Source organism: Streptomyces sp. NPDC059166 (assembly GCF_042755185.1).
Taxonomy (GTDB): domain Bacteria; phylum Actinomycetota; class Actinomycetes; order Streptomycetales; family Streptomycetaceae; genus Streptomyces.
Genome location: NZ_JBHZCI010000040.1, coordinates 40,509 through 59,754 on the forward strand (window position 1 = coordinate 40,509; position 19,246 = coordinate 59,754).

At 70.8% G+C, this 19,246-nt stretch carries 11 protein-coding genes; 4 read left to right on the forward strand and 7 right to left on the reverse strand.

Annotated features, from left to right (window positions below; translation table 11 throughout):
• Nucleotides 1–221 precede the first annotated feature (221 nt).
• Both ACFXOA_RS26065 and ACFXOA_RS26070 read left to right on the forward strand, forming a co-directional pair.
• Nucleotides 222–1,310 (forward strand): pectinesterase family protein, encoded by a 1,089-nt coding sequence (locus ACFXOA_RS26065; protein ID WP_385033281.1) that lies wholly within the window; start codon nucleotides 222–224, stop codon nucleotides 1,308–1,310.
• Between the two features lie 258 nt (nucleotides 1,311–1,568).
• Entirely contained in the window at nucleotides 1,569–2,576 is a 1,008-nt protein-coding gene (locus tag ACFXOA_RS26070) for a LacI family DNA-binding transcriptional regulator (protein ID WP_385033284.1), read from the forward strand.
• A gap of 100 nt (nucleotides 2,577–2,676) precedes the next feature.
• On the opposite strand, the gene ACFXOA_RS26075 is transcribed toward ACFXOA_RS26070, so the two are convergent.
• Genes ACFXOA_RS26075 through ACFXOA_RS26105 form a run of 7 tightly spaced genes read right to left on the reverse strand, consistent with a single transcriptional unit; the run spans nucleotide 2,677 to nucleotide 13,543 of the window.
• Nucleotides 2,677–3,384, reverse strand: coding sequence for a hypothetical protein (locus ACFXOA_RS26075; RefSeq protein WP_385033287.1), 708 nt, complete (start codon nucleotides 3,382–3,384; stop codon nucleotides 2,677–2,679).
• Between the two features lie 33 nt (nucleotides 3,385–3,417).
• A complete protein-coding gene (locus ACFXOA_RS26080; protein WP_385033290.1) occupies nucleotides 3,418–5,637 on the reverse strand; it encodes a glycoside hydrolase N-terminal domain-containing protein in 2,220 nt (739 codons plus the stop codon).
• On the reverse strand, nucleotides 5,634–7,610 hold the full coding sequence (locus ACFXOA_RS26085) for a beta-galactosidase (protein WP_385033293.1): 1,977 nt from the start codon (nucleotides 7,608–7,610) through the stop codon (nucleotides 5,634–5,636). The genes ACFXOA_RS26080 and ACFXOA_RS26085 overlap by 4 nt, the downstream gene beginning before the upstream one ends.
• Nucleotides 7,611–7,625: 15 nt before the next feature.
• A complete protein-coding gene (locus ACFXOA_RS26090) occupies nucleotides 7,626–9,863 on the reverse strand; it encodes a WD40/YVTN/BNR-like repeat-containing protein (RefSeq protein WP_385033296.1) in 2,238 nt (745 codons plus the stop codon).
• A gap of 44 nt (nucleotides 9,864–9,907) precedes the next feature.
• Nucleotides 9,908–10,843, reverse strand: coding sequence for a carbohydrate ABC transporter permease (locus ACFXOA_RS26095; RefSeq protein ID WP_385033344.1), 936 nt, complete (start codon nucleotides 10,841–10,843; stop codon nucleotides 9,908–9,910).
• 5 nt (nucleotides 10,844–10,848) lie between these two features.
• The gene (locus tag ACFXOA_RS26100; protein ID WP_385033299.1) at nucleotides 10,849–11,868 is read right to left on the reverse strand and encodes an ABC transporter permease; all 1,020 of its coding nucleotides are present in this window, start codon (nucleotides 11,866–11,868) and stop codon (nucleotides 10,849–10,851) included.
• A gap of 1 nt (nucleotide 11,869) precedes the next feature.
• A complete protein-coding gene (locus tag ACFXOA_RS26105; RefSeq protein WP_385033302.1) occupies nucleotides 11,870–13,543 on the reverse strand; it encodes an extracellular solute-binding protein in 1,674 nt (557 codons plus the stop codon).
• Nucleotides 13,544–13,955: 412 nt separating this feature from the next.
• On the opposite strand from ACFXOA_RS26105, the gene ACFXOA_RS26110 reads away from it, so the two are divergent.
• Both ACFXOA_RS26110 and yicI read left to right on the forward strand, forming a co-directional pair.
• On the forward strand, nucleotides 13,956–16,859 hold the full coding sequence (locus tag ACFXOA_RS26110; RefSeq protein ID WP_385033305.1) for a glycoside hydrolase family 3 C-terminal domain-containing protein: 2,904 nt from the start codon (nucleotides 13,956–13,958) through the stop codon (nucleotides 16,857–16,859).
• Nucleotides 16,856–19,123, forward strand: a complete 2,268-nt coding sequence (yicI, locus tag ACFXOA_RS26115; RefSeq protein ID WP_385033308.1) for an alpha-xylosidase — start codon at nucleotides 16,856–16,858, stop codon at nucleotides 19,121–19,123. The genes ACFXOA_RS26110 and yicI overlap by 4 nt, the downstream gene beginning before the upstream one ends.
• The last annotated feature ends 123 nt before the right edge of the window (nucleotides 19,124–19,246 follow it).

Consider the following 19,246-nt stretch of genomic DNA (forward strand, 5'->3'; position numbering starts at 1 on the left):
AGCCACCCAGGCTCCCGGAGGGCCCTGCTCTGCCCTGCGCACGGCTGCCTCAGCGACGTGGGCGCGGTCGCCCCGTCGAGCTCCCGCGCGCTGCGGGCCCGGCCGCGCGGGGGCGGAACGAGCGGTTCCGGCGTCGACGACGTGCCCCACCGGCAACCTTCGACGGCACGGCGGCGACTGACTTACGGAACCCCACCTCTTCCCGACGAACGGATCAGCCGATGGCAGCCAGCCGACGACAGACCACCTCCCGCCACGGAGTTCACCGCAGGGCCACGTCCGCCGGAGCGGCGGCGATCGTGGCCGCGGCCTCCCTCTGGGCCGTCGGCTCGGCGTCGGACGCCGAGGCCGCGACGACGATCACCGTCGCCAAGGACGGCAGCGGCCAGTACACCGGCGTGCAGGCCGCCGTGAACGCCGTCCCCTCGGGCAACACCTCACGGGTGGTCATCTCGGTGAAGCCGGGTACCTACCGGGAACTGGTCAAGATCCCGTCGAACAAGCAGAACGTCACCATCCAGGGCACCGGCTCCAGCCGCAGCGACACCGTGATCGTCTACAACAACGCCTCCGGCACCAAGAAGCCCGACGGCTCCGGCAACTACGGGACGGGCGGCAGCGCCACCGTCGCGGCCGAGGGCAACGGCTTCCAGGCCCGCAACCTCACGATCTCCAACGACTTCGACGAGGCCGCGAACCAGAACATGACCGACCGGCAGGCCGTCGCGCTGCGCACCGCCGCCGACAAGGTGTTCCTCGAGTCCGTGGCGGTCAACGGGGACCAGGACACCCTGCTGCTCGACACCGCGTCCAAGTCGACGCTCGGCCGTGTCTACATGACCGACGCCACCATCACCGGCAACGTCGACTTCATCTTCGGACGTGCCACCGCCGTCATCGACTCCTCCGTCATCACCCTGAAGAAGCGATGGGACGGCAGCTCCGGCGGCTACATCACCGCACCGAGCACGGCGGCCGACCGCAAGGGCTTCCTGATCACCGGGTCCACCGTCAAGGGCGACGTCTCGGCGTCGTCCTTCTACCTCGGCCGCCCGTGGCACGCCGGCGGGGACGCCTCGCTCGACCCGATGGCCACCTTCCGCGAGACGACGCTGAGCTCCGCGGTCAAGTCGGCCCCCTGGACGGACATGAGCGGGTTCTCCTGGAAGGACGACCGCTTCGCGGAGTACAGGAACACCGGTCCCGGCGCCGGCTCCGCGAGCAGCAACCGTCCGCAGCTCAGTGACTCCCAGGCCGCGGGGCAGGAGACGGCGGACTGGCTGGCGGGCTGGACACCCTCGGCGTCCTGACACAGGCTGGGAGACGCGGCGCGACCACCGGGGGCGTCAGCCCCCGGCCCTGTCGGCCGACGCTCGCGGCGGGCCGGCCATGACGGGCGGCAGTGGGTGGTCGAAGCGCTTCGACACGACTATGGACAGTGCCTGTGGGCGAGTCTAGGCTCGACTGCGTCTGTGCATGTCAGAGTGCAAAGGGGAGCGCGGAGGCGCGCTGTCGAAGCGCTTCACCCGCTTTTCCCCTTGCGGCACCATCCGTAGGGGAGAAGCCGAATGGTCACGCTTGCCGAGGTCGCCCAGCACGCCGGAGTGTCCGCGAGCACCGTGAGCTATGTCCTCAGCGGGAAGCGGTCGATCTCGGCCTCCACCCGGGAGCGCGTCGAGGAGAGTATCCAGCAGCTCGGCTACCACCCGAACGCCGGGGCCCGCGCCCTGGCCAGCAGCAAGTCCAACATCATCGCGCTGATGGTGCCGCTCCGCACGGACATGTACGTCCCGGTGATGATGGAGATCGCCATCGCCGTCGCCACCACGGCGCGCACCCACGGCTACGACGTGCTGCTCCTGACCGGCGAGGAGGGTCCGGCGGCGGTCAGACGCATCGCGGGCAGCTCGCTGGCCGACGCCATGATCCTCATGGACGTCGAACTCCACGACGAACGCCTGCCGCTCCTGCGGGACTCCGGCCGGACCGCCGTGCTCATCGGCCTGCCCGTCGACCCCTCAGGGGTCACCTGCGTGGACCTGGACTTCGAGGCGACCGGTGCACTCTGCGTGGACCACCTCGCCGGCCTCGGACACACGGAGGTCGCGGTCATCGGCGAGGCCGCCGCCGTCTACGAACGGCACACCGGCTTCGCCGAGCGGACCCTCGACGGCATCCGCGCGAAGGCGCAGGAGGCCGGGGTGCGCATCCTGCACCGGCCCTGCGAGGGCGGATACGCCGCCATGGCGGGCACCCTGGCCAGGGTCTTCGACGAGCGGCCGGGGACGACGGGCTTCATCGTCCAGAACGAGGCCGCCGTCGAGCCGCTCCTCAACCTCCTCCAGCAGCAGGGCCGTGCCGTGCCGGAGGACGTCTCCGTCGTCGCCGTCTGCCCCGAACAGGTCGCGACGCAGGCGTCGGTGAGACTCACCTCCGTGTCCATCCCGGCCCAGGAGATGGGACGCCGTGCGGTGGAACAGGTGATGGCGAAGCTCGCGGGCCGGGACTCGGACGAAGTGGAGCTCCTGGAGCCGGTCCTGACGGTGCGTACGAGCTCCGGGCCTGCGCCGGTGTGAACCGGGTGCGGGGCCGGGAGCGTCCTCCCGGCCCCGCCACGTCAGGTCTCAGCCGGTGCCGGCTGCACTCCGCCGGCCTCAGCCGTACTCAGGTGGACTCTCAGCTGGAAGAGACCTTGAACCCGTTGGTCGTGAAGTCCAGCCCGCCGGACGACGAGGTGATCTCGTAGCCGAACTGCACGTCACCGATGGTCTCGTTGCCCCACCAGCCCTTGGTGTCCTTGATCCACTTCAGGATGGGCAGGATGTCCACCGTGCCCGACGAGGAGTCCGAGGTGCGCAGGAACGAGAAGACCTCGTTGGCGCCGTTGTCGCCCTTGTAGACCTCCCAGGTGTGGCCGCCCAGCGAGACCGTCCCCTGGGAGGTGCCGAGCGGGCCGACCGCACCGTTGTAGTTCACCCAGAGCATGACCTCGTAGTCGTAGTCCGTGTCCCAGATGTCGTACGAGGTGTTGTACGCGCCGGACGACGGGACCGTCACGTTGTAGTCGCTGGTGAGCGACGAGAGCGACGTGATCGGCTTGTTCACGACCTTCTTGGCGTTCGGGTACGACTTGATGCCACCGGTGTCCGGGTGGTTCGCCGTCACACCCCAGTTGGACGACGAGTTGGCCCAGATGCTCTGGCTGCCCGCCCCGGAGCCCCAGATGTTGTTGTAGAGGATGTAGCCGTCGGAGGTGGTGTAGTTGCCCCACTGCTCCGACGACGTCCAGACCGCCGCGTGGGCGGGCGCCGCCGCGAAGCCGATCAGGGCCGCGACCGCTGCCGTGGGGGCGAGCAGCAGCCTGGTCAGGGTGGTTCGTGCCATGGGATGTTCCTTCCATGTGGGGATGGAGGACTGCTACCGCGGCCCCAGGGTGAGGACGCGGTCCACGCCGGCCGTCAGCTCCAGCGGAGCCGACGGGTTTCCGGCGGAGGTCTCTGTGAGGGCGAACCCTTCGCCCGTACGCAGATCGACGCGGGCGTCGCGGGTGGGGCGCAGCACCGCGGTGGCGCCGTCCTGCGACCACCGCAGGTCGAGCTGCGCCCCGAACCGGGTGAGCACGCCACGGAGTTCACCGGCCGGACAGCTTTCGGGAACCGCCGGCAGCAGCACCAGCCGGCCGGGTGCCGACTGGACGAGCGACTCGATCACGACCGCGGGCAGGGCGTGGGCGGCATCGGCGTTGTAGACGTTCCGGGACGGGTAGTGCGCGCTCATCAGCGAGTCGTGGAAGAAGTCGCCGCCCAGCACCGCGTCCAGGGCCGCCGACACCCGGGCCGGATCCCGCAGCCGGGCGGCGACCAGCGCGTGGTGAAGGTACCCGTGCGCGGAGTCGTTCTCCGAGCCCCGCAGCTCCAGCGCGCGATGGGCGGCCCGGGCCGGCTCCGGGGTGTCGTACGGGTTGATCTCGTCCAGCGGCCACACCGGGTACAGGTGGCTCAGGTGGCGGTGGTCGTACGTCTCCAGCAGCCCCGGCCACGCCCATTCCGCGAGCGCCCCGTCCTCGTTCACCAGATAGGCAGGGAGCCGTGCCGCGAGGGCGCGCCAGTGATCCGCCGAGGGGTGTCCTGGCGCGTGCGCGGCGGCCACCGTCAGCGCGTGACGTGCCGCGGCGATGTCCATGGTGGCGTTGACGGTGCCCCAGCTCGCGTTGGCGGGACGGTTCTCCGGAGAGTACGAGGGGACCACGGCCACGTTCCCGTCGGGGTCCTCGCGGGTGAGGAAGTCCTCGTAGAACAGGGCTGTTTCGACGAGGACGGCGGTCAGCGCCGCGTCCGGGGCGCCCGTCGACACCTCGGCGTGCTCCAGGAGGGGCTGCAGCAGCCAGTCCGCCCCCGCGGTCCACAGGTGCAGGGGGTAGGCGCGCTGGAAGTGTTTGGTGTGCCCGGACATCCCGTCCGTGTGGGACGGCGCGACGACGCCCCGCGCTCCGAAGATCGCCCGGGCGTTGTCCCGCCAGTCCTCCAACTGGCCCTGCACCAACGAGCCATGGGCCTGCGAGACCTCCGGCAGGGCGGCAGCGGCGGCGGAGGAGACCTGGAGGTTGAGGTTGGCGTTCGTCGTGAACGCCCCCGACCACGCGGTGTCCCAGTCACCGGTCCAGAGCCCGGTCAGCCGCGGCGGCAGCATTCCCGAGGACGACAGCAGGTGGTAGCGGCCCGCGGCGAAGAGCCGCTCCAGCAGCGCGGGGGACTTCGGCCCGCGCAGCAGCTCGCTGCCCGGCAGATCGCGCTCGGGAGCGGCGTCCCGCAGGGTGAGGGAGGCACGCCCGTACGCCGTCCGGTGCAAGGGGCGGTGGCGGTCGAGCAGCGCGGCGTACTCCTCCTGCGGGAGGGCCGCCCACAGCTCGGGCAGGTCGGGACGACCGGCGCCACGGACGACCCGGGTGGTCAGGGTGACCCCGCGGGCCCCCTCGATCCGGACGCCGTCACCCGCCACGGACACCTGGCCGCCGTCCACCCGTACCCGGGTCACCCCCGTGTAGCCGAGGTCGCTGCCCGGATACCCCACGCGCAGCGCCAGATGCGCCCCGTCCGCGGTCAGGACGGTCGAGCGGCCCACCGCCAACTGCGCCGGGGCGCCGGGCAGGGAGTGGTCCAGCGAGATCTCGGCGTCCATCCCGGGATCGGTGACCCGCTGCACGACGACGTCGTCGGCGCGCGACACGAAGACCGTGCTGCGCCAGGCCTCGTACGCAGCGGACACCTCCCCGGTGGTGAAGTCGACCTCACGCCGGAAGCCGGCCACGGCCTCGTGGAGCCCCCGGGAGCGGCGTACACGTGACTGGAAGGCCGGATGGAAGGGCTGCACCCACGCGAGGTCGCGCCCCGCGCCGAACTGCTCGGCCGCCGCGGTGTCCCCCGACAGCAGCGCGTCCTGGAGGCGTCCGAGCCGGTCGGCGAGCTCCGGGGGCCTCAGGTCCTCGCTGCCGTTGGGACGCACCAGGGTGTGGTGGGTGACGACGACCCGGTCGTCCGCCGGGTCGCCGAACACCATGGCCCCGTGCCGGCCGTTGCCGCTGAGGAACGCGTCCTCCCAGCGGGACGCGGGGGAGGGCTCCCATGTGCCGTGGATCATGCGAGTGCTTCCCCGAGTACGGCCACGCCGTGGCGGCCGAGCTCCAAGGCGCCGTCGGCGACGTCACCGCTGAGCAGGTCGCGGAAGCGGCCCGGAAGTGTCACCGAGGCAGCCGGACCACCGTGGTTGAGCAGGAAGAGCAGGTCTCCGCGCCGTACCGCCTCCACACCGGCGGGCAGGCCCTCCAGCGCGGGGCGCACACCCGCCCCGGAAGCCACCCGTTCGAGCAGGGAGCGCAGGGCGTCCGGTTCGGGGAGCGTGGACACGTACCAGGCCGTTCCCTTGCGGAGCACCGCCGGAAGGCCGTCGAGTGCGCCGCCCTGGTAGGCGGAGACGGTCTCGGCGCCTTCGCCGGCCTCCAGCTCCTCCGACCACAGGGTGCCGCCGAAGCCGTCGCACTCCACCGTCGCCCCGGCGTCCAGCGGCCACCACTCGTGCACCGTGCGGATGCCGAACAGCTCGCGCAGCCGGCCGTCCATGCCGCCTTCCCTGATCCGGTCGTCCTCGTCCACGACCCCGGTGAAGAACCCGCACACCAGGGTGCCGCCGCCCCGCACGTACGACACCAGGTTGTCGACCGCCGCGTCCTTCAGGAGCTGCAGTTGCGGTACGAGCACCATGCGGTACGCGCCGAGGTCCGCCTCGGGGCGGGCGAAGTCCGTGCTGATGCCGCTGTCCCACAGGGCGCCGTGCCAGGCCCGGAGCAGCTCCGTGTACGAGACGAGTGAGGAAGGCCGGCCGTCCTGGGTGCCCGACCACCATGCGTCCCAGTCGTGGAGCACCGCGACCTCGGCCAGGACCCCGGTGCCGGTCACCTCGGCACCGATGAGGGAGAGTTCGGCCCCGATCCGCTTCACCTCCTGGAAGGTGCGGCCGTTCTCACCGGCGTGGCCCAGCATCCCGGAGTGGAACTTCTCCGCTCCCTGGCGGGACTGCCGCCACTGGAAGTAGCAGAGGGCGTCCGCTCCCCGCGCCACCGACTGCAGGGACCAGAGACGGTTCAGACCGGCGGGCTTGGGGTGGTTGACGGGCCGCCAGTTCACGGCACCGGCGGCCTGTTCCATCAGCATCCAGGGGCCCCGGGCCTGGGAGCGGGTCATGTCCGCGATCATCGCGTTGTACTGCCCGCCGCGCGGGTCGGCGGGATCGGGATAGACGTCGACGGAGACGACGTCCTCCTGCTCGGCCCAGGCCCAGGCGTCCTGTCCGGCCCACAGGGGCATGAAGTTGGTGGTCACCGGGATGTGCGGGGTGTGCCTGGCCACGATGTCGCGTTCGGCGGTGTAGCACTCCAGCAGCGCGTCCGAGGTGAACCGCTTGAAGTCGAGCTCCTGCGCCGGGTTGCGGAGGTACTGCGCGCGGCGCGGGGGCAGGATCTCCGCCCAGTTGTCGTAGCGCTGGCTCCAGAAGGCGGTGCCCCAGGCGTCGTTGAGCGCGTCCAGCCCCGCGTACCGGTCGGCCAGCCAGCGGCGGAAGTGGGCGGCGGTCTCGTCGCACCAGCAGTGGGTGCAGTACTCGTTGTTGATGTGCCACACGGTGAGTGCGGGATGGTCCGCGTACCGTGCCGCCAGGTCCTCGGTGAGGGCGGCGGCGTAACGCCGGTAGACGGGGGAGCTGGGGCAGAAGTGCTGGCGTGACCCGTACGAGACGACCGTGCCGTCCTCGGCGCGCGGCAGGGTCTCCGGGTGGAGCGCTCCCATCCACGGCGGCGGCGAGGAGGTCGGGGTGGCCAGGACGACGCCGATCCCGTGGGCGTGGAGGAGGTCCATCAGCCGGTCGAGCCAGCCGAACTCCCTTGCTCCCGGGCGAGGTTCGATCGTCGCCCAGGAGAAGACGCCGACGGTCACCGAATTGACCCCGGCCTCCTTCATCAGCCGGACGTCGTCGGCCCACACCTCCTCGGGCCACTGCTCGGGGTTGTAGTCGCCGCCGAAGAGGATCCGGCCACGGGTGGCGTCGTGCAGGGACGGCATGGACGTCTCGTTCCTCTACTTCGGGTCTGCGTACTGGATGCCGCGGCCGTTGGTGCCCAGATAGACACGGCCGTGGACACGGGGGTCACCGGTGATGACCTCACCGGTCCAGCCCCACCGGTGGTCCGCGTCGTTGATGCGGACCCATGTCGCCCCCGCGTCGTCGGACCGCAGCACGGCCACGCCGTCGTACGTCGCGGAGACCCGGCCGGTCTGGAACACCGCCGGATAGCCCTTCCGGCCCCTGGCCGGGGCGGCCTTCCCGAAGCCGAGGGCGTGCGACGCCTGGCAGCCGGCCACCGGGGCGAAGGTGCGGCCGCCGTCCGTGGAGCGCAGCAGCCCGTTGTCCTTGGCCGAGAGCCACAGGTCGCCGGAACGCCCGGGGGCAGCGGCGATACGGAACTGCACGTCCCCCGAAGGGAGTCCCGACGCGCCACCGGTGAAGGTCGCGCCACCGTCGGACGACGCGAAGACCGTTCCGGTGTCGGTGTCGTACACGTAGAACCGCTTCGGATCGACCGGATCGGCGACCGGTGCGCCGCCCTTGGGGAACGTCGGCACCTCGGCCCAGGTCGCACCGCCGTCGGTCGAGCGGTGCGCCGGGTACTTCGTGCCGTCCCAGTGGACGAACGACCACAGCAGTACGGCCCCGTCCGCCGATACCGCCACCGGGCCCGGTGCGGACGGCGCGATCTCCGGCTGCGAGGCGAACGGCTGCCAGGTCGCCCCGCCGTCCTCGGAGTACGCCCCCGCCGACTGCGAGCCGGAGGGCCACCCCGTGCGCACCACGTACGAGGGTTTCCGGGAGGCCAGGGCGAGCCCGGTCGCCGTGCCGAACACGGGGTTCGACGCCATGCCGCGCGACGGGGAGGCGGTCAGCGAGTCGTGGTACATGACCCCGATGTCGCCGAGGCCGCTGAGCAGTGGTGCTCCCGAGGGCGGTGCGATGAGATGGCGCACCGACGACTCCTCCAGCCCCCGGATCTCCGGCGACCAGCGCACCAGGTCACGCGTCCCGAAGACGGTCGCGCCGGTGCCGTACACGATGTGCCGGGAGTCGTACGGGTCGACGGCCACGGCCTGGATCCACCAGCCGAACTTGGGCTCCCCGCCCCACTCGAGGTACGGCGTCTCCGACACGTCGAGAACCGCCGTGTCCTTGAGCGAGGTCCAGCTCCTGCCGCCGTCCGTCGAACGGAACAGGGTGTCCACCGCGCCCCAGCGGTTGTTCGTCGAGACGACGACGGTACCGGCCCGGCCCGCCGCCACCGCGACGCCGCCGTACCCGAAGGCGTCGCCCGCTCCGGGAGCCACGGGGGTGACGTCCGTCCAGACGCCCGTCCCCGTGTCGAGCCGGTGCACCGACCCGTCGGACTGGTTGTTCGGCCCCGGCCCGTCGGCGTAGGTGACGTACAGCGCACCGCTCCGCGCGTCGTACGCGGCGCGGACGGGTACCTTCGCGGACGCCCCGGACGCCGGCTGGCCCGGCACCTCCTCCCAGCCGCCCCTCCCGTCCGTGCGGTACAGCGCCGTCCCGCCGTCGCCCCAGCCCGCGTACACCTTCCTTCCGGCTGCCACCAGCAGGGTGACGCCCTGCCCGCCCGCCGTGGGAGTGGCCGGGAAGGAGGTGTCGGCGGCCCAGGTCGCACCCCGGTCCCCGGACCGGAGCAGCCCGTCGTGGCGGGTCCCGAGCCAGAGCGTGCCGCTGTCGCGCGGATCGACCAGGAGCCGTTCGCCGCAGCCCCTGCCGTCCTCGTTGGCACCCAGGCGCACCGTCAGATCCGTACGCGCCCAGGTCGCGCCCCGGTCCTCGGACCTGAACACGGCGCCCGGGGAGGCCCAGTCCTGCGCGTACGTGCCCAGTGCCAGGTACAGCCGGTCCGGGTGCGCCGGATCGACGGCCATCGCCTCCACGCCCAGCAGGTTCCAGTCGTCCCAGCCGATGCCGTCGTTGAGCGGCGTCCAGCGCGACCGTCTGTCGTCCCACCGGTAGGCGCCGCCGATGTCGGTGCGGGCGTAGGCGAGGCCCCGCACGGCCGGGTGGAACAGCAGGCCGGTGACGAACCCCGTCCCGCCGATCGCCGCGGTGCGCCAGCGGTGCGGCTGGGTCCGCGCGGGACCCCGGGCGGCCGAGGCCGTGGCCGCGGACGGCAGCACGGTGGCGGCCGCTGCGACCGCGGCCGCGCCGGCCAGGACGGTCCGGCGGCGGGGGAACGGGGCAGGGCCCGGCTGAGGCACGGACGAAGCGGGCATGGCGGGGATCCTCCGGTGGGAGCGACAGTGACGGCGGAGCGGGATCAGCCCTTGACGGCGCCGGTGAGCATGCCTTCCTTGAAGTGCTTCTGCACGAACGGCGACAGGAACGCCACCGGGATCAGTGCCAGCACCATGACCGCCATCTGGACGGCGAGCAGCGAGAGATGACCCGTGTTGATGACCTGGGTCAGGCCGGTGGGCCGCTCCTGCTTGAGGACCAGCTGGTTCATGACGTTCTGCAGCGGCAGCATGCCCGGGTCGCTGATGTAGATCGACGCGTTGAACCACGCACTCCAGTAACCCACCGCGTAGAAGAGGGTGATCACGGCGATCACCGCGCGCGACAGCGGCATGATGATCTGCCACAGGATGCGGAAGTCGCCCGCCCCGTCGATCCGGGCGCTCTCGATGAGCTCCTGGGCCGTACTCATGAAGAACGCCCGCAGCACCAGGATGTTGAACACGTTGAGCGCGCTCGGGAGGATCAGCGCGAGGTAGGAGTCGGTCAGACCGAGCCCCTGCACCACCAGGTAGGTCGGGATCAGACCCGCCCCGAAGAACATCGTGGCCAGCATGAAGATCAGCAGGGGACGGTGGAGGACCGAACCGGTCCGCGACAGCCCGTAGGCGCACAGGATCGAGACCGCCATGCTGAAGAGGGTCCCGACCACCGTCACACCGATGCTGACCAGGGCGGCCCTGGTGACCTGGCCGCCGCCCAGCAGTTCCTGGTAGGCGACGAAGGTGACACCTCGGGGGATCACCACCAGCCCGCCCGCGTCGGTGATGGTCTTCACCGAGGAGAGACTGGTGACGATCACGACCCAGAGAGGGAAGAGGACCGCCAGGCAGATCAGGACCAGCGTCACGCCCTTGGTGGCGAGCCCCGCCCTCGAGGGCTCCTCCTCCCAGACCGGGCGCAGACGGCCACGCGTGCCCGGCTTGACTCCGCCGATCGCGGTGAGGCCGGAGAGCAGGCTGCTCACTTCTTGTACACCCCCTGCTCACCCATGAGATGGGTGACCTTGTTGGCCCCGAGGACCAGCAGCAGACCGACGATTCCCTTGACGATGCCGACGGCCGCCGCGTAGCTGAACCCGCCGTTGGTGATGCCGACGTTCCAGACGTAGGTGTCCAGTACCTCGGACGCGCCGGGGCCCACCGCGGTGCGCTGCAGCAGGATCTGCTCGAAGCCGACGGTCAGCGCGTTGCCCACCTGGAGCACCAGCAGCAGGGCGACCACGGGGCGCAGGGCGGGCAGCGTGATGTGCCACATCCGGCGCCAGCGGTTCGCGCCGTCCATGGCGCTCGCCTCGTAGAGGTCCGGGCTCACCGCCGCCAGGGCGGCGAGGAAGACGATGACCCCCCAGCCGGCGTCCTTCCAGATCATCTCGAAGGTGATCAGGAACTTGAACAGACCCGGGTCGGTCATCAGGTCGAAACCCTCGTGGCCGTGCTCCCGCAGCGTCTGCGCGATCAGTCCCGCACCGCCGAACATCTGCTGGAAGACGGTGACGACGAGGACCCAGGAGAAGAAGTGCGGCAGATAGAGGATCGCCTGCGCCACGGCCCGCACCCGGGGCCGCACGAAGCTGTTGATGAACAGCGCGAGCAGGATCGGCACCGGGAAGAACAGGGTGAGCTGGAGGAGGAAGATCACGAGCGTGTTCCGCAGCGCCGACCAGAACAGCCGGTCGTGCACCATCTGCTGGAACCATTCGAGACCGACCCACGGGCTCTGCGCGATCGCCTGGAACGCGTTGTCCGCGATGTACGGGTCGTAGTCCTGGAAGGCCACGACGTTGCCCGCCAGGGGGACGTACGCGAAGACCAGCAGCAGGAGCATCGCGGGGAGGGTCATCAGGAGCAGCGTGCGGTCGCGGCGCAGCCGGTGGCGCAGTGGCATGGTCCTGGTGACGGGCGGGCCGTCGGCCGCCCCGTCCTTGACCGGCGGCGTCCCCGAGTCCTTCGCGCGCCGCCGGTCGTCTGTGCTCAGTGCCATGTCAGGAGGCCGACTCGCCGGTCTCGTCGAGCAGCTTCTTGTACCAGTCGCGAAGCTTGTCGCCGCCCTTCGTCTTCCAGTCCGAGACCGCCTGCTGCATGTCGCTGACCTTCTTACGGCCGCGCACGATGTCCTTCTCCAGGTCCTCGAACTGCGCGTTCAGCTCCGTGTAGCGCGAGGGCTCCTGGATCTGCATCCCGTGGAAGAGGGGCTTCTTGAGGTGCGCGCCCTGACGCTGCTGCCACTCGATGACGCCCTTGGCGACGTCCGGGAAGTCCGGGTAGGCGCGGAAGGGGGCGGGGGACGCCACGTACTCGTAGGTGGCGAAGACCTGGTTGTTGCCCAGCTCCGTCTTGACGAGGACCCCGTCCTTGAGGGTGTGGTGCTTGCCCTCGATGCCGTAGGCCTTCAGACGCTGTTCCTTGGTGCCGTACGGCGCGGCGGTGAAGTTGGCCAGGGCGAGGACGTCCTGGACCGTCTTCTTGTCCGCGTTCTTGTTGACGAAGCACCAGATGTTGGAGGGTGCGGCCTCGTAGATGGTGGGGGCGCCCCCGTCGTGGGCGAAGAAGTCCATCGCCCCCATGCGGAACTCCGGCTTGTCCAGGCGCTGGACCGCTGTCGCCGCGTACCAGTCGGAGATGTCCGCGTTGTACATGAGGACGTTGCCCGACGAGAAGGTGGTGCGCATGTCACCCGTCTCGGCCTTGGCGTCCGGGTGCACGAAGCCGGCCGAGTACAGGGAGCGCGACCACTCCAGCGCCTCGAGGTACTCGGGGGTCTCGTAGCGGTTGACCAGCTTGCCGTCGACGAGCTTCCAGTAGTACGGCTTCTCCGGCAGCACTCCGAAGAACACCCAGGCCGACCAGGTCATGTCGCTGCACGCCCACACCTTGCTCCTGGGCGCGTTGATCTCCTTGCAGAGGTCGTAGAACTCCTGCGTGGTGGTCGGGACCTCGTAACCCTTCTCCTCGAAGATGTCCGCGCGGTAGAAGGGGGTGATGTTGGGGGTCGACTCCGCGGGCATCGGCAGTCCGCGGAGCTTGCCGGCGAAGACACCCCGCTGCCAGGCGCCGGTGGGGATGGCGGCCAGGTTGGGGTAGTCCTTGACCTTGTCGCCCGACAGGTAGGGGCCGAGGTCGGCGAACTTGTTGGCGATGGCGCTCGGTATCTTGCCGCCCAGCTCCCAGCCGGGGACGACGACCGCGTCCGGGATGTCGCTGGAGGCGAGCACCGCGCCGAGCTTCTGGCCGTAGACGTTTCCGTCCTGGTTCTGCCACTTGACCTTGACGCCGGCCGCCTCGTCCATCGCCGTCCAGTACGGGTTGCCCTCACCCGGCGAGGTTCCCCACAGCGGCGCCATGATCTTGATCTCGCTGCCCTTGCCGAGCTTCTTGGGCACCGAGACGGCGAGCTGGTCCGCGGGGAGAGCGGTGGTGAAGCCTGCCGCCGAACCGTTCTTGCTGGGGATGTCCGGGGTGACCGACTCGGAGGGCACGAAGGTCGGAAGGATGTCCTTCAGCGACTTGCCCGTCGTCGTGCCCTCGTTCTTCGAGCCGCCTGATCCGCCGCCGCACGCGGTGAGGAGGGGCAACCCTCCTCCCACGGCTGCCGCGACGACCACGGAAGAGGCCAGGAATCGTCTCCGGCTGGGAACGGAGGGGGAGTTCGGCGTCATTGCTTCAACCCTTCGTGGTGCAACAGGACGGCCCGCGGCGGCGACTGCCGCTCGGCCCTGTGTCTGAGGTAGGGGGCGTTACCGGCCGAGCCGGTGGCACTGCACCGGCTGAGCTGAAGCGGTCAACGGGCTGCTTCGTCGAAGCGCTTCGATGTTGCAGCGAGGTTAAGTGACGGGTCCCGGCCACACAAGAGTTCATTTCCAGATTCCTCCGACCTGTTTCCGAACCGTTTCCTGGTCCGGTGAGGCATTGGTTCGTCCGGAAGCACCTCTTTGCGGCGGTAGCACCCTTGACACCCCCAGGGTTGGCCATCGAGCATCGAAGCGCTTCGAAGATCCTCTGTCTCGCATCGAAGGCCTCTTCGACGCCACAGGCCCGGAAAACCTCCCACCTCTCCAAGGGGACCCGCACGTGACGGACCATCCGTTTCCCTTCCGCGACCCGCAGCTGTCCTTCTCCCGGCGCACCGACGACCTCCTCGGACGGCTCACGCTCGACGAGCGGATCGCGATGCTGCACCAGTTCGCCCCCGCGGTGGAGCGGCTGGGCATCGGCCCCTTCCGCACCGGACAGGAAGCCCTGCACGGGGTGGCCTGGATGGGACCGGCCACCGTGTTCCCGCAGGCCGTGGGCCTCGGCGCCACCTGGAACGACGCCCTGGTACGCCGGATCGGCGAAGCCGTGGGCAACGAGGTGCGAGCCAAGCGCGCACAGGACGACCGGGTCGGCCTCAACGTCTGGGCCCCCACGGTCAATCTGCTGCGCCACCCCCTGTGGGGCCGCGGCGAGGAGGGGTACTCCGAGGACCCCGCGCTGACCTCCGCCATCGCCGTCGCCTACACCCGCGGGCTGCGCGGTGACGACCCCCGCTACTGGCGGACGGCCCCGGTGCTCAAGCACTGGCTCGCGCACAACAACGAGACGAACCGCGACACGGCTTCCTCCTCGGTCCGGCCGCGCGTCCTGCACGAGTACGACCTGCGGGCCTTCCGCGACGCGGTCAAGGCCGGGGCGGTCGCCGGAGTCATGCCCGCGTACAACCTCGTCAACGGCCGCCCCAACCATGTGTCGCCCCTGCTCGGAGAGCAGCTGCGGAGCTGGACCGACCAGCCGCTGGTGGTCTGCTCCGACGCCGGAGCACCCTCCAACCTGGTCGACTCCGAGCACTACTTCGACACCCACGAGGAGGCGACGGCCGCCTCGCTGAAGGCCGGCGTCGACAGCTTCACCGACCACGGCACCGACTCCACGGTCATGACCGGCCGCATCCGCGACGCCCTCGCCAAGGGGTTCCTCGACGAGAGCGACATCGACACCGCCGTCCGCCGGCTGCTCGCCATGCGCTTCGCACTCGGCGAGTTCGACCCGGACCTCGACCCGTACGCCCGGACGGGCTCCCTGGACACGCCCGAACACCGCGCCCTGGCCCTCGAAGCGGCGGAACAGGCCGTCGTCCTCCTGAAGAACGACGGCATCCTCCCCCTCGCCCCGGCAGCGGGCCGGACCGTCGCCGTCGTCGGCCTCCTCGCCGACGAGTGCAAGCTCGACTGGTACAGCGGCACCCTCATGCACCGCTCGACGCCCCTCGACGGCATCCGCGAACGCTACGGCGCCGAGAACGTCGTCTTCGTCGAGGGCGTCGACCGGATCAGGCTGAGGAGCTCCGCCGGATGGCTGCACGTGCCCCCGGCGGACGACGCGGCCGTGGGCGAGGCCCGAGGCGCCGAGGGCGCCCTCGACCCCGCCCTCCTCGCGGGCCGCACCGACCTGCCGCCGCTGACCTGCGGCGACGAGGCCACCGACCTGGCACTCGTCGACTGGGGCGACGGAGTCCTCACCCTTCGCACCGGGGAGGGCCTGTACCTCTCGGTCGCCGACGACGGCTACGTCAGGGCCTCCGCGGACGAGCCGGGAGGCTGGGTCGTCCAGGAGACCTTCCGCCTGGAGGCGGTGGAGGGACATGACGGCGGGCACCGCCTTCTGCACATCGGGACCGGTGGGTACGTGTCTGTCGCCGCCGGAGGCGCGAAGGTTGCCGAATCAGGCGAAAAGATTTCACCCGCGGACGCCACGGTCTTCGTGCGTGAGACGGTCGAGTACGGGGCCGACGCCGTCGCCCGGGTCGCGGCTGAGGCGGACACCGTGATCGTGGTCGCCGGCAACGACCCCCACATCAACGGCCGGGAGACCGAGGACCGCACGACCCTCGCCCTTCCCGCCCAGCAGGACCGGCTCTGGCGCGCCGCGCACACGGCCAACCCGCGCACCGTCCTGGCCCTGACCTCGGCATACCCCTACGCGGTGACCGAGGCGGCGGAGACGCTCCCCGCCCTGCTCTGGACCGCTCACGGCGGCCAGGCAGCGGGCACGGCGCTCGCCAGGATCCTCGCCGGTGACGTCTCACCGGCCGGCCGCCTCCCGCAGACCTGGTACGCGAGCGACGCCGACCTGCCCGGTCTGCTCGACTACGACATCATCGGGTCCCGGCAGACCTACCTCTACTTCGGCGGCACCCCGCTCTTCCCGTTCGGGCACGGCCTCGGCTACGCCCGGTTCACCTACTCGGGACTGCGCGCCGAGACCGACGGAGACCGGCTGCGGGTGACCCTGACCGTCACCAACGACGGCACGTGCGCCGCGGACGAGGTCGCCCAGCTCTACGTACGCGCCGCCGCCGGGGGGACCGGGGCCGCGGACGGCCCGGACCCGGAACTCCCGTCCCGGAAACTCGTCGGGCACCGCAGGCTGTACCTCCCGCCCGGTGCCTCGCAGGAGGTCGAACTCCTCGTGCCCACCGAGGAACTCGGCCACTGGAGCGTGGCCCACGGCCGCTGGACCGTCGGACCCGGCACGTACGAACTCCTCGCCGGCGCCTCCAGCGCCGACATCCGGCTCACCGCCACGACGGTCGTCGAAGGCAGCCCCGAGGGGCCGCGCCCGGTGGCCGGGCGCGGCCTGGAGGCGGCGGACTACGACCTGCAGCACGGCACGGAGATCGTCGACCGCGCGAAGCCGTCGGGAGACGCCGTCACTCCCGCCTCCCCGGACGCGGAGGGGCAACTCGTCTACAGGGCCTGCGACCTCGGCGGGCGCGTGAAGGGCCTGGCCTTCCTCGTCTCAGGGGAGGGCACGATCTCGGCGACCGCCGGCGGGCAGAACCTGGCGCTCCGGATCCCCCGCACCGGCGGCCCGTACGACTACCGGGCCGTCGACGCCCCGCTGGACCTCGGAGGTGTGCACGACCTGCACATCGGCCTCGGAGGATCCGTCCGTCTCGCCCGCATCGACGTCCTCACCGGAGGTGAGTCCGCATGAAGTTCACCGACGGCTTCTGGCTCATGCGCGAAGGTGTCCGCGCCTCCTACGCCACCCAGATCCGCGACCTGCGGGTGGACACCGACCGTCTCACCGCGTACGCGGCGGTCAAGCGGGTCGAGGCACGCGGCGACACCCTCAACACCCCTCTGATCACCGTCGAGTGCTTCTCCCCGGCCGAGGGCGTCATCGGCGTACGCGCCACCCATCACGCCGGCCGGGCCCGCCGGGGGCCCGACTTCGCGATCCTCGCCGGGGACACCGCCGCCTCCACCGCCCGTACCCGCCGCGACGGTGGCGTCACCGAGCTCACCAGCGGACCACTGACCCTGCGCATGGACGGCGACGGCCCCTGGGGCATCACCTTCCTCGACGGTGACGGCCGGCGCCTCACCGGAGTGGACTCGAAGGGGACGGCCTTCGCCGTCACCCCGGACGGCGCGCACCACATGATCGCCCAACTGGCCCTGGAGGTCGGCGAGAACATCTACGGACTGGGCGAGCGCTTCACGCCGTACGTCAAGAACGGCCAGACCGTCGACATCTGGCAGGCCGACGGCGGCACCAGCAGCGAACAGGCCTACAAGAACATCCCGTTCTACATGTCCTCGCGCGGCTACGGCGTCTTCGTCAACCACCCGGGCAAGGTGTCCTTCGAGGTCGGCTCCGAATCCGTCGGCCAGGTGCAGTTCAGCGTCGAGGACCAGTCGCTCGAGTACTACGTCGTCGCCGGGCCCACCCCCAAGGACGTCCTGACCCGCTACACCGCGCTCACCGGGCGCCCGGCCCTCCCCCCGGCCTGGTCCTTCGGCCTCTGGCTCACCACCTCCTTCTGCACCTCGTACGACGAGGCGACCGTCACCTCCTTCGTCGACGGCATGGCCGAGCGCGGCATCCCGCTGAGCGTCTTCCACTTCGACTGCTTCTGGATGCGCGAGTACCAGTGGTCCGACTTCCTGTGGGACCCCGAGGTCTTCCCCGACCCGGAGGGCATGCTGGCCCGGCTCAAGGAACGCGGGCTGCGGATCAGCATGTGGATCAACCCGTACATCGCCCAGAAGTCCTCGCTCTTCGCCGAAGGCGCCGAGCACGGCTACCTGGTGCGACGCGCGAACGGGGACATCTGGCAGTGGGACCTGTGGCAGCCCGGGATGGCGCTGGTCGACTTCACCAACCCGGCCGCACGCGCCTGGTACGGAGACAAGCTGCGCGCACTCCTCGACCAGGGGGTCGACTGCTTCAAGACCGACTTCGGGGAGCGCATCCCCACCGACGTGGTCTGGCACGACGGCTCCGACCCGGAGCGCATGCACAACTACTACGCGCAGGTCTACAACCGCACCGTCTTCGAACTCCTCGAGAAGGAAAGAGGGGTGGGCGAGGCGGTGCTCTTCGCCCGGTCCGCGACGGCCGGCGGCCAGCAGTTCCCGGTGCACTGGGGCGGCGACTGCTTCGCCTCGTTCACCGCGATGGCGGAGTCCCTGCGCGGCGGGCTGTCCCTGTCCCTGTCCGGCTTCGGCTTCTGGAGCCACGACATCGGCGGCTTCGAGGGCACCCCGGACCCCGCCGTCTTCAAACGCTGGCTCGCCTTCGGGCTGCTCTCCTCGCACAGCCGGCTGCACGGAAACGTCTCCTACCGGGTGCCGTGGGAGTTCGGGGAGGAGGCCGTGGACGTCGCACGGAAGTTCACCCTGCTCAAGCACCGGCTGATGCCCTACCTCTACGGGGTGGCCGCCGAGGCCCACCGCACGGGAGTCCCGATGATGCGGCCGATGCTGGCCGAGTTCCCCGATGACCCGGCCTCCCGCACCCTCGACCGGCAGTACATGCTCGGCCCGGATCTGCTGGTGGCACCGGTGTTCACCGAGGACGGTGAGGTCGAGTACTACGTGCCCGAGGGCACCTGGACCTCGCTGCTCACCGCCGAGCGGATCACCGGCCCGGTGTGGCGCCGCGAGACGCACGGATTCGACAGCCTGCCGTTGCTGGTCAGGGACGGCGCCGTACTCCCCTGGGGAGCCGACGACCAGCGCCCCGACGGGGACTGGCTGGAAGGGCTCACCCTGCGGGTGTTCGGGTCGGTTGCCGGGGAACGGACGGTGTCCGTACCGGATCTGACGGGTGCTCCGGCGGGCGTGTTCCACGCCGTACGGGACGCCGCCGGGGTGAAGGTCACGAGCGAGGGCCCGGGCCGCCCCTTCCGCGTGACGGTCGAGGAGTCGGGCGCGGCGGAGGAGGGGTCGGGAACGGTCACCGTCCGCTGACGGGGCGTGCGCGCCGGGCCAGGAGAGGACGGACCGGGGGGAGGACTGGCCGGGGGAGGACGGGCCGCGGCACGGCCCTCCGGCCCGGCGCGCAGGACGCGTGGGACCTGCCCTCCCCTGAGG

Coding starts and splice junctions, on each gene's coding strand:
- ACFXOA_RS26070 (WP_385033284.1), top strand. CDS start 1,569: ATGGTCACGCTTGCCGAGGTCGCCCAGCACGCCGGAGTGTCCGCGAGC.
- ACFXOA_RS26075 (WP_385033287.1), bottom strand. CDS start 3,384: ATGGCACGAACCACCCTGACCAGGCTGCTGCTCGCCCCCACGGCAGCG.
- ACFXOA_RS26065 (WP_385033281.1), top strand. CDS start 222: ATGGCAGCCAGCCGACGACAGACCACCTCCCGCCACGGAGTTCACCGC.
- ACFXOA_RS26085 (WP_385033293.1), bottom strand. CDS start 7,610: ATGCCGTCCCTGCACGACGCCACCCGTGGCCGGATCCTCTTCGGCGGC.
- ACFXOA_RS26100 (WP_385033299.1), bottom strand. CDS start 11,868: ATGGCACTGAGCACAGACGACCGGCGGCGCGCGAAGGACTCGGGGACG.
- ACFXOA_RS26090 (WP_385033296.1), bottom strand. CDS start 9,863: ATGCCCGCTTCGTCCGTGCCTCAGCCGGGCCCTGCCCCGTTCCCCCGC.
- yicI (WP_385033308.1), top strand. CDS start 16,856: ATGAAGTTCACCGACGGCTTCTGGCTCATGCGCGAAGGTGTCCGCGCC.
- ACFXOA_RS26080 (WP_385033290.1), bottom strand. CDS start 5,637: ATGATCCACGGCACATGGGAGCCCTCCCCCGCGTCCCGCTGGGAGGAC.
- ACFXOA_RS26105 (WP_385033302.1), bottom strand. CDS start 13,543: ATGACGCCGAACTCCCCCTCCGTTCCCAGCCGGAGACGATTCCTGGCC.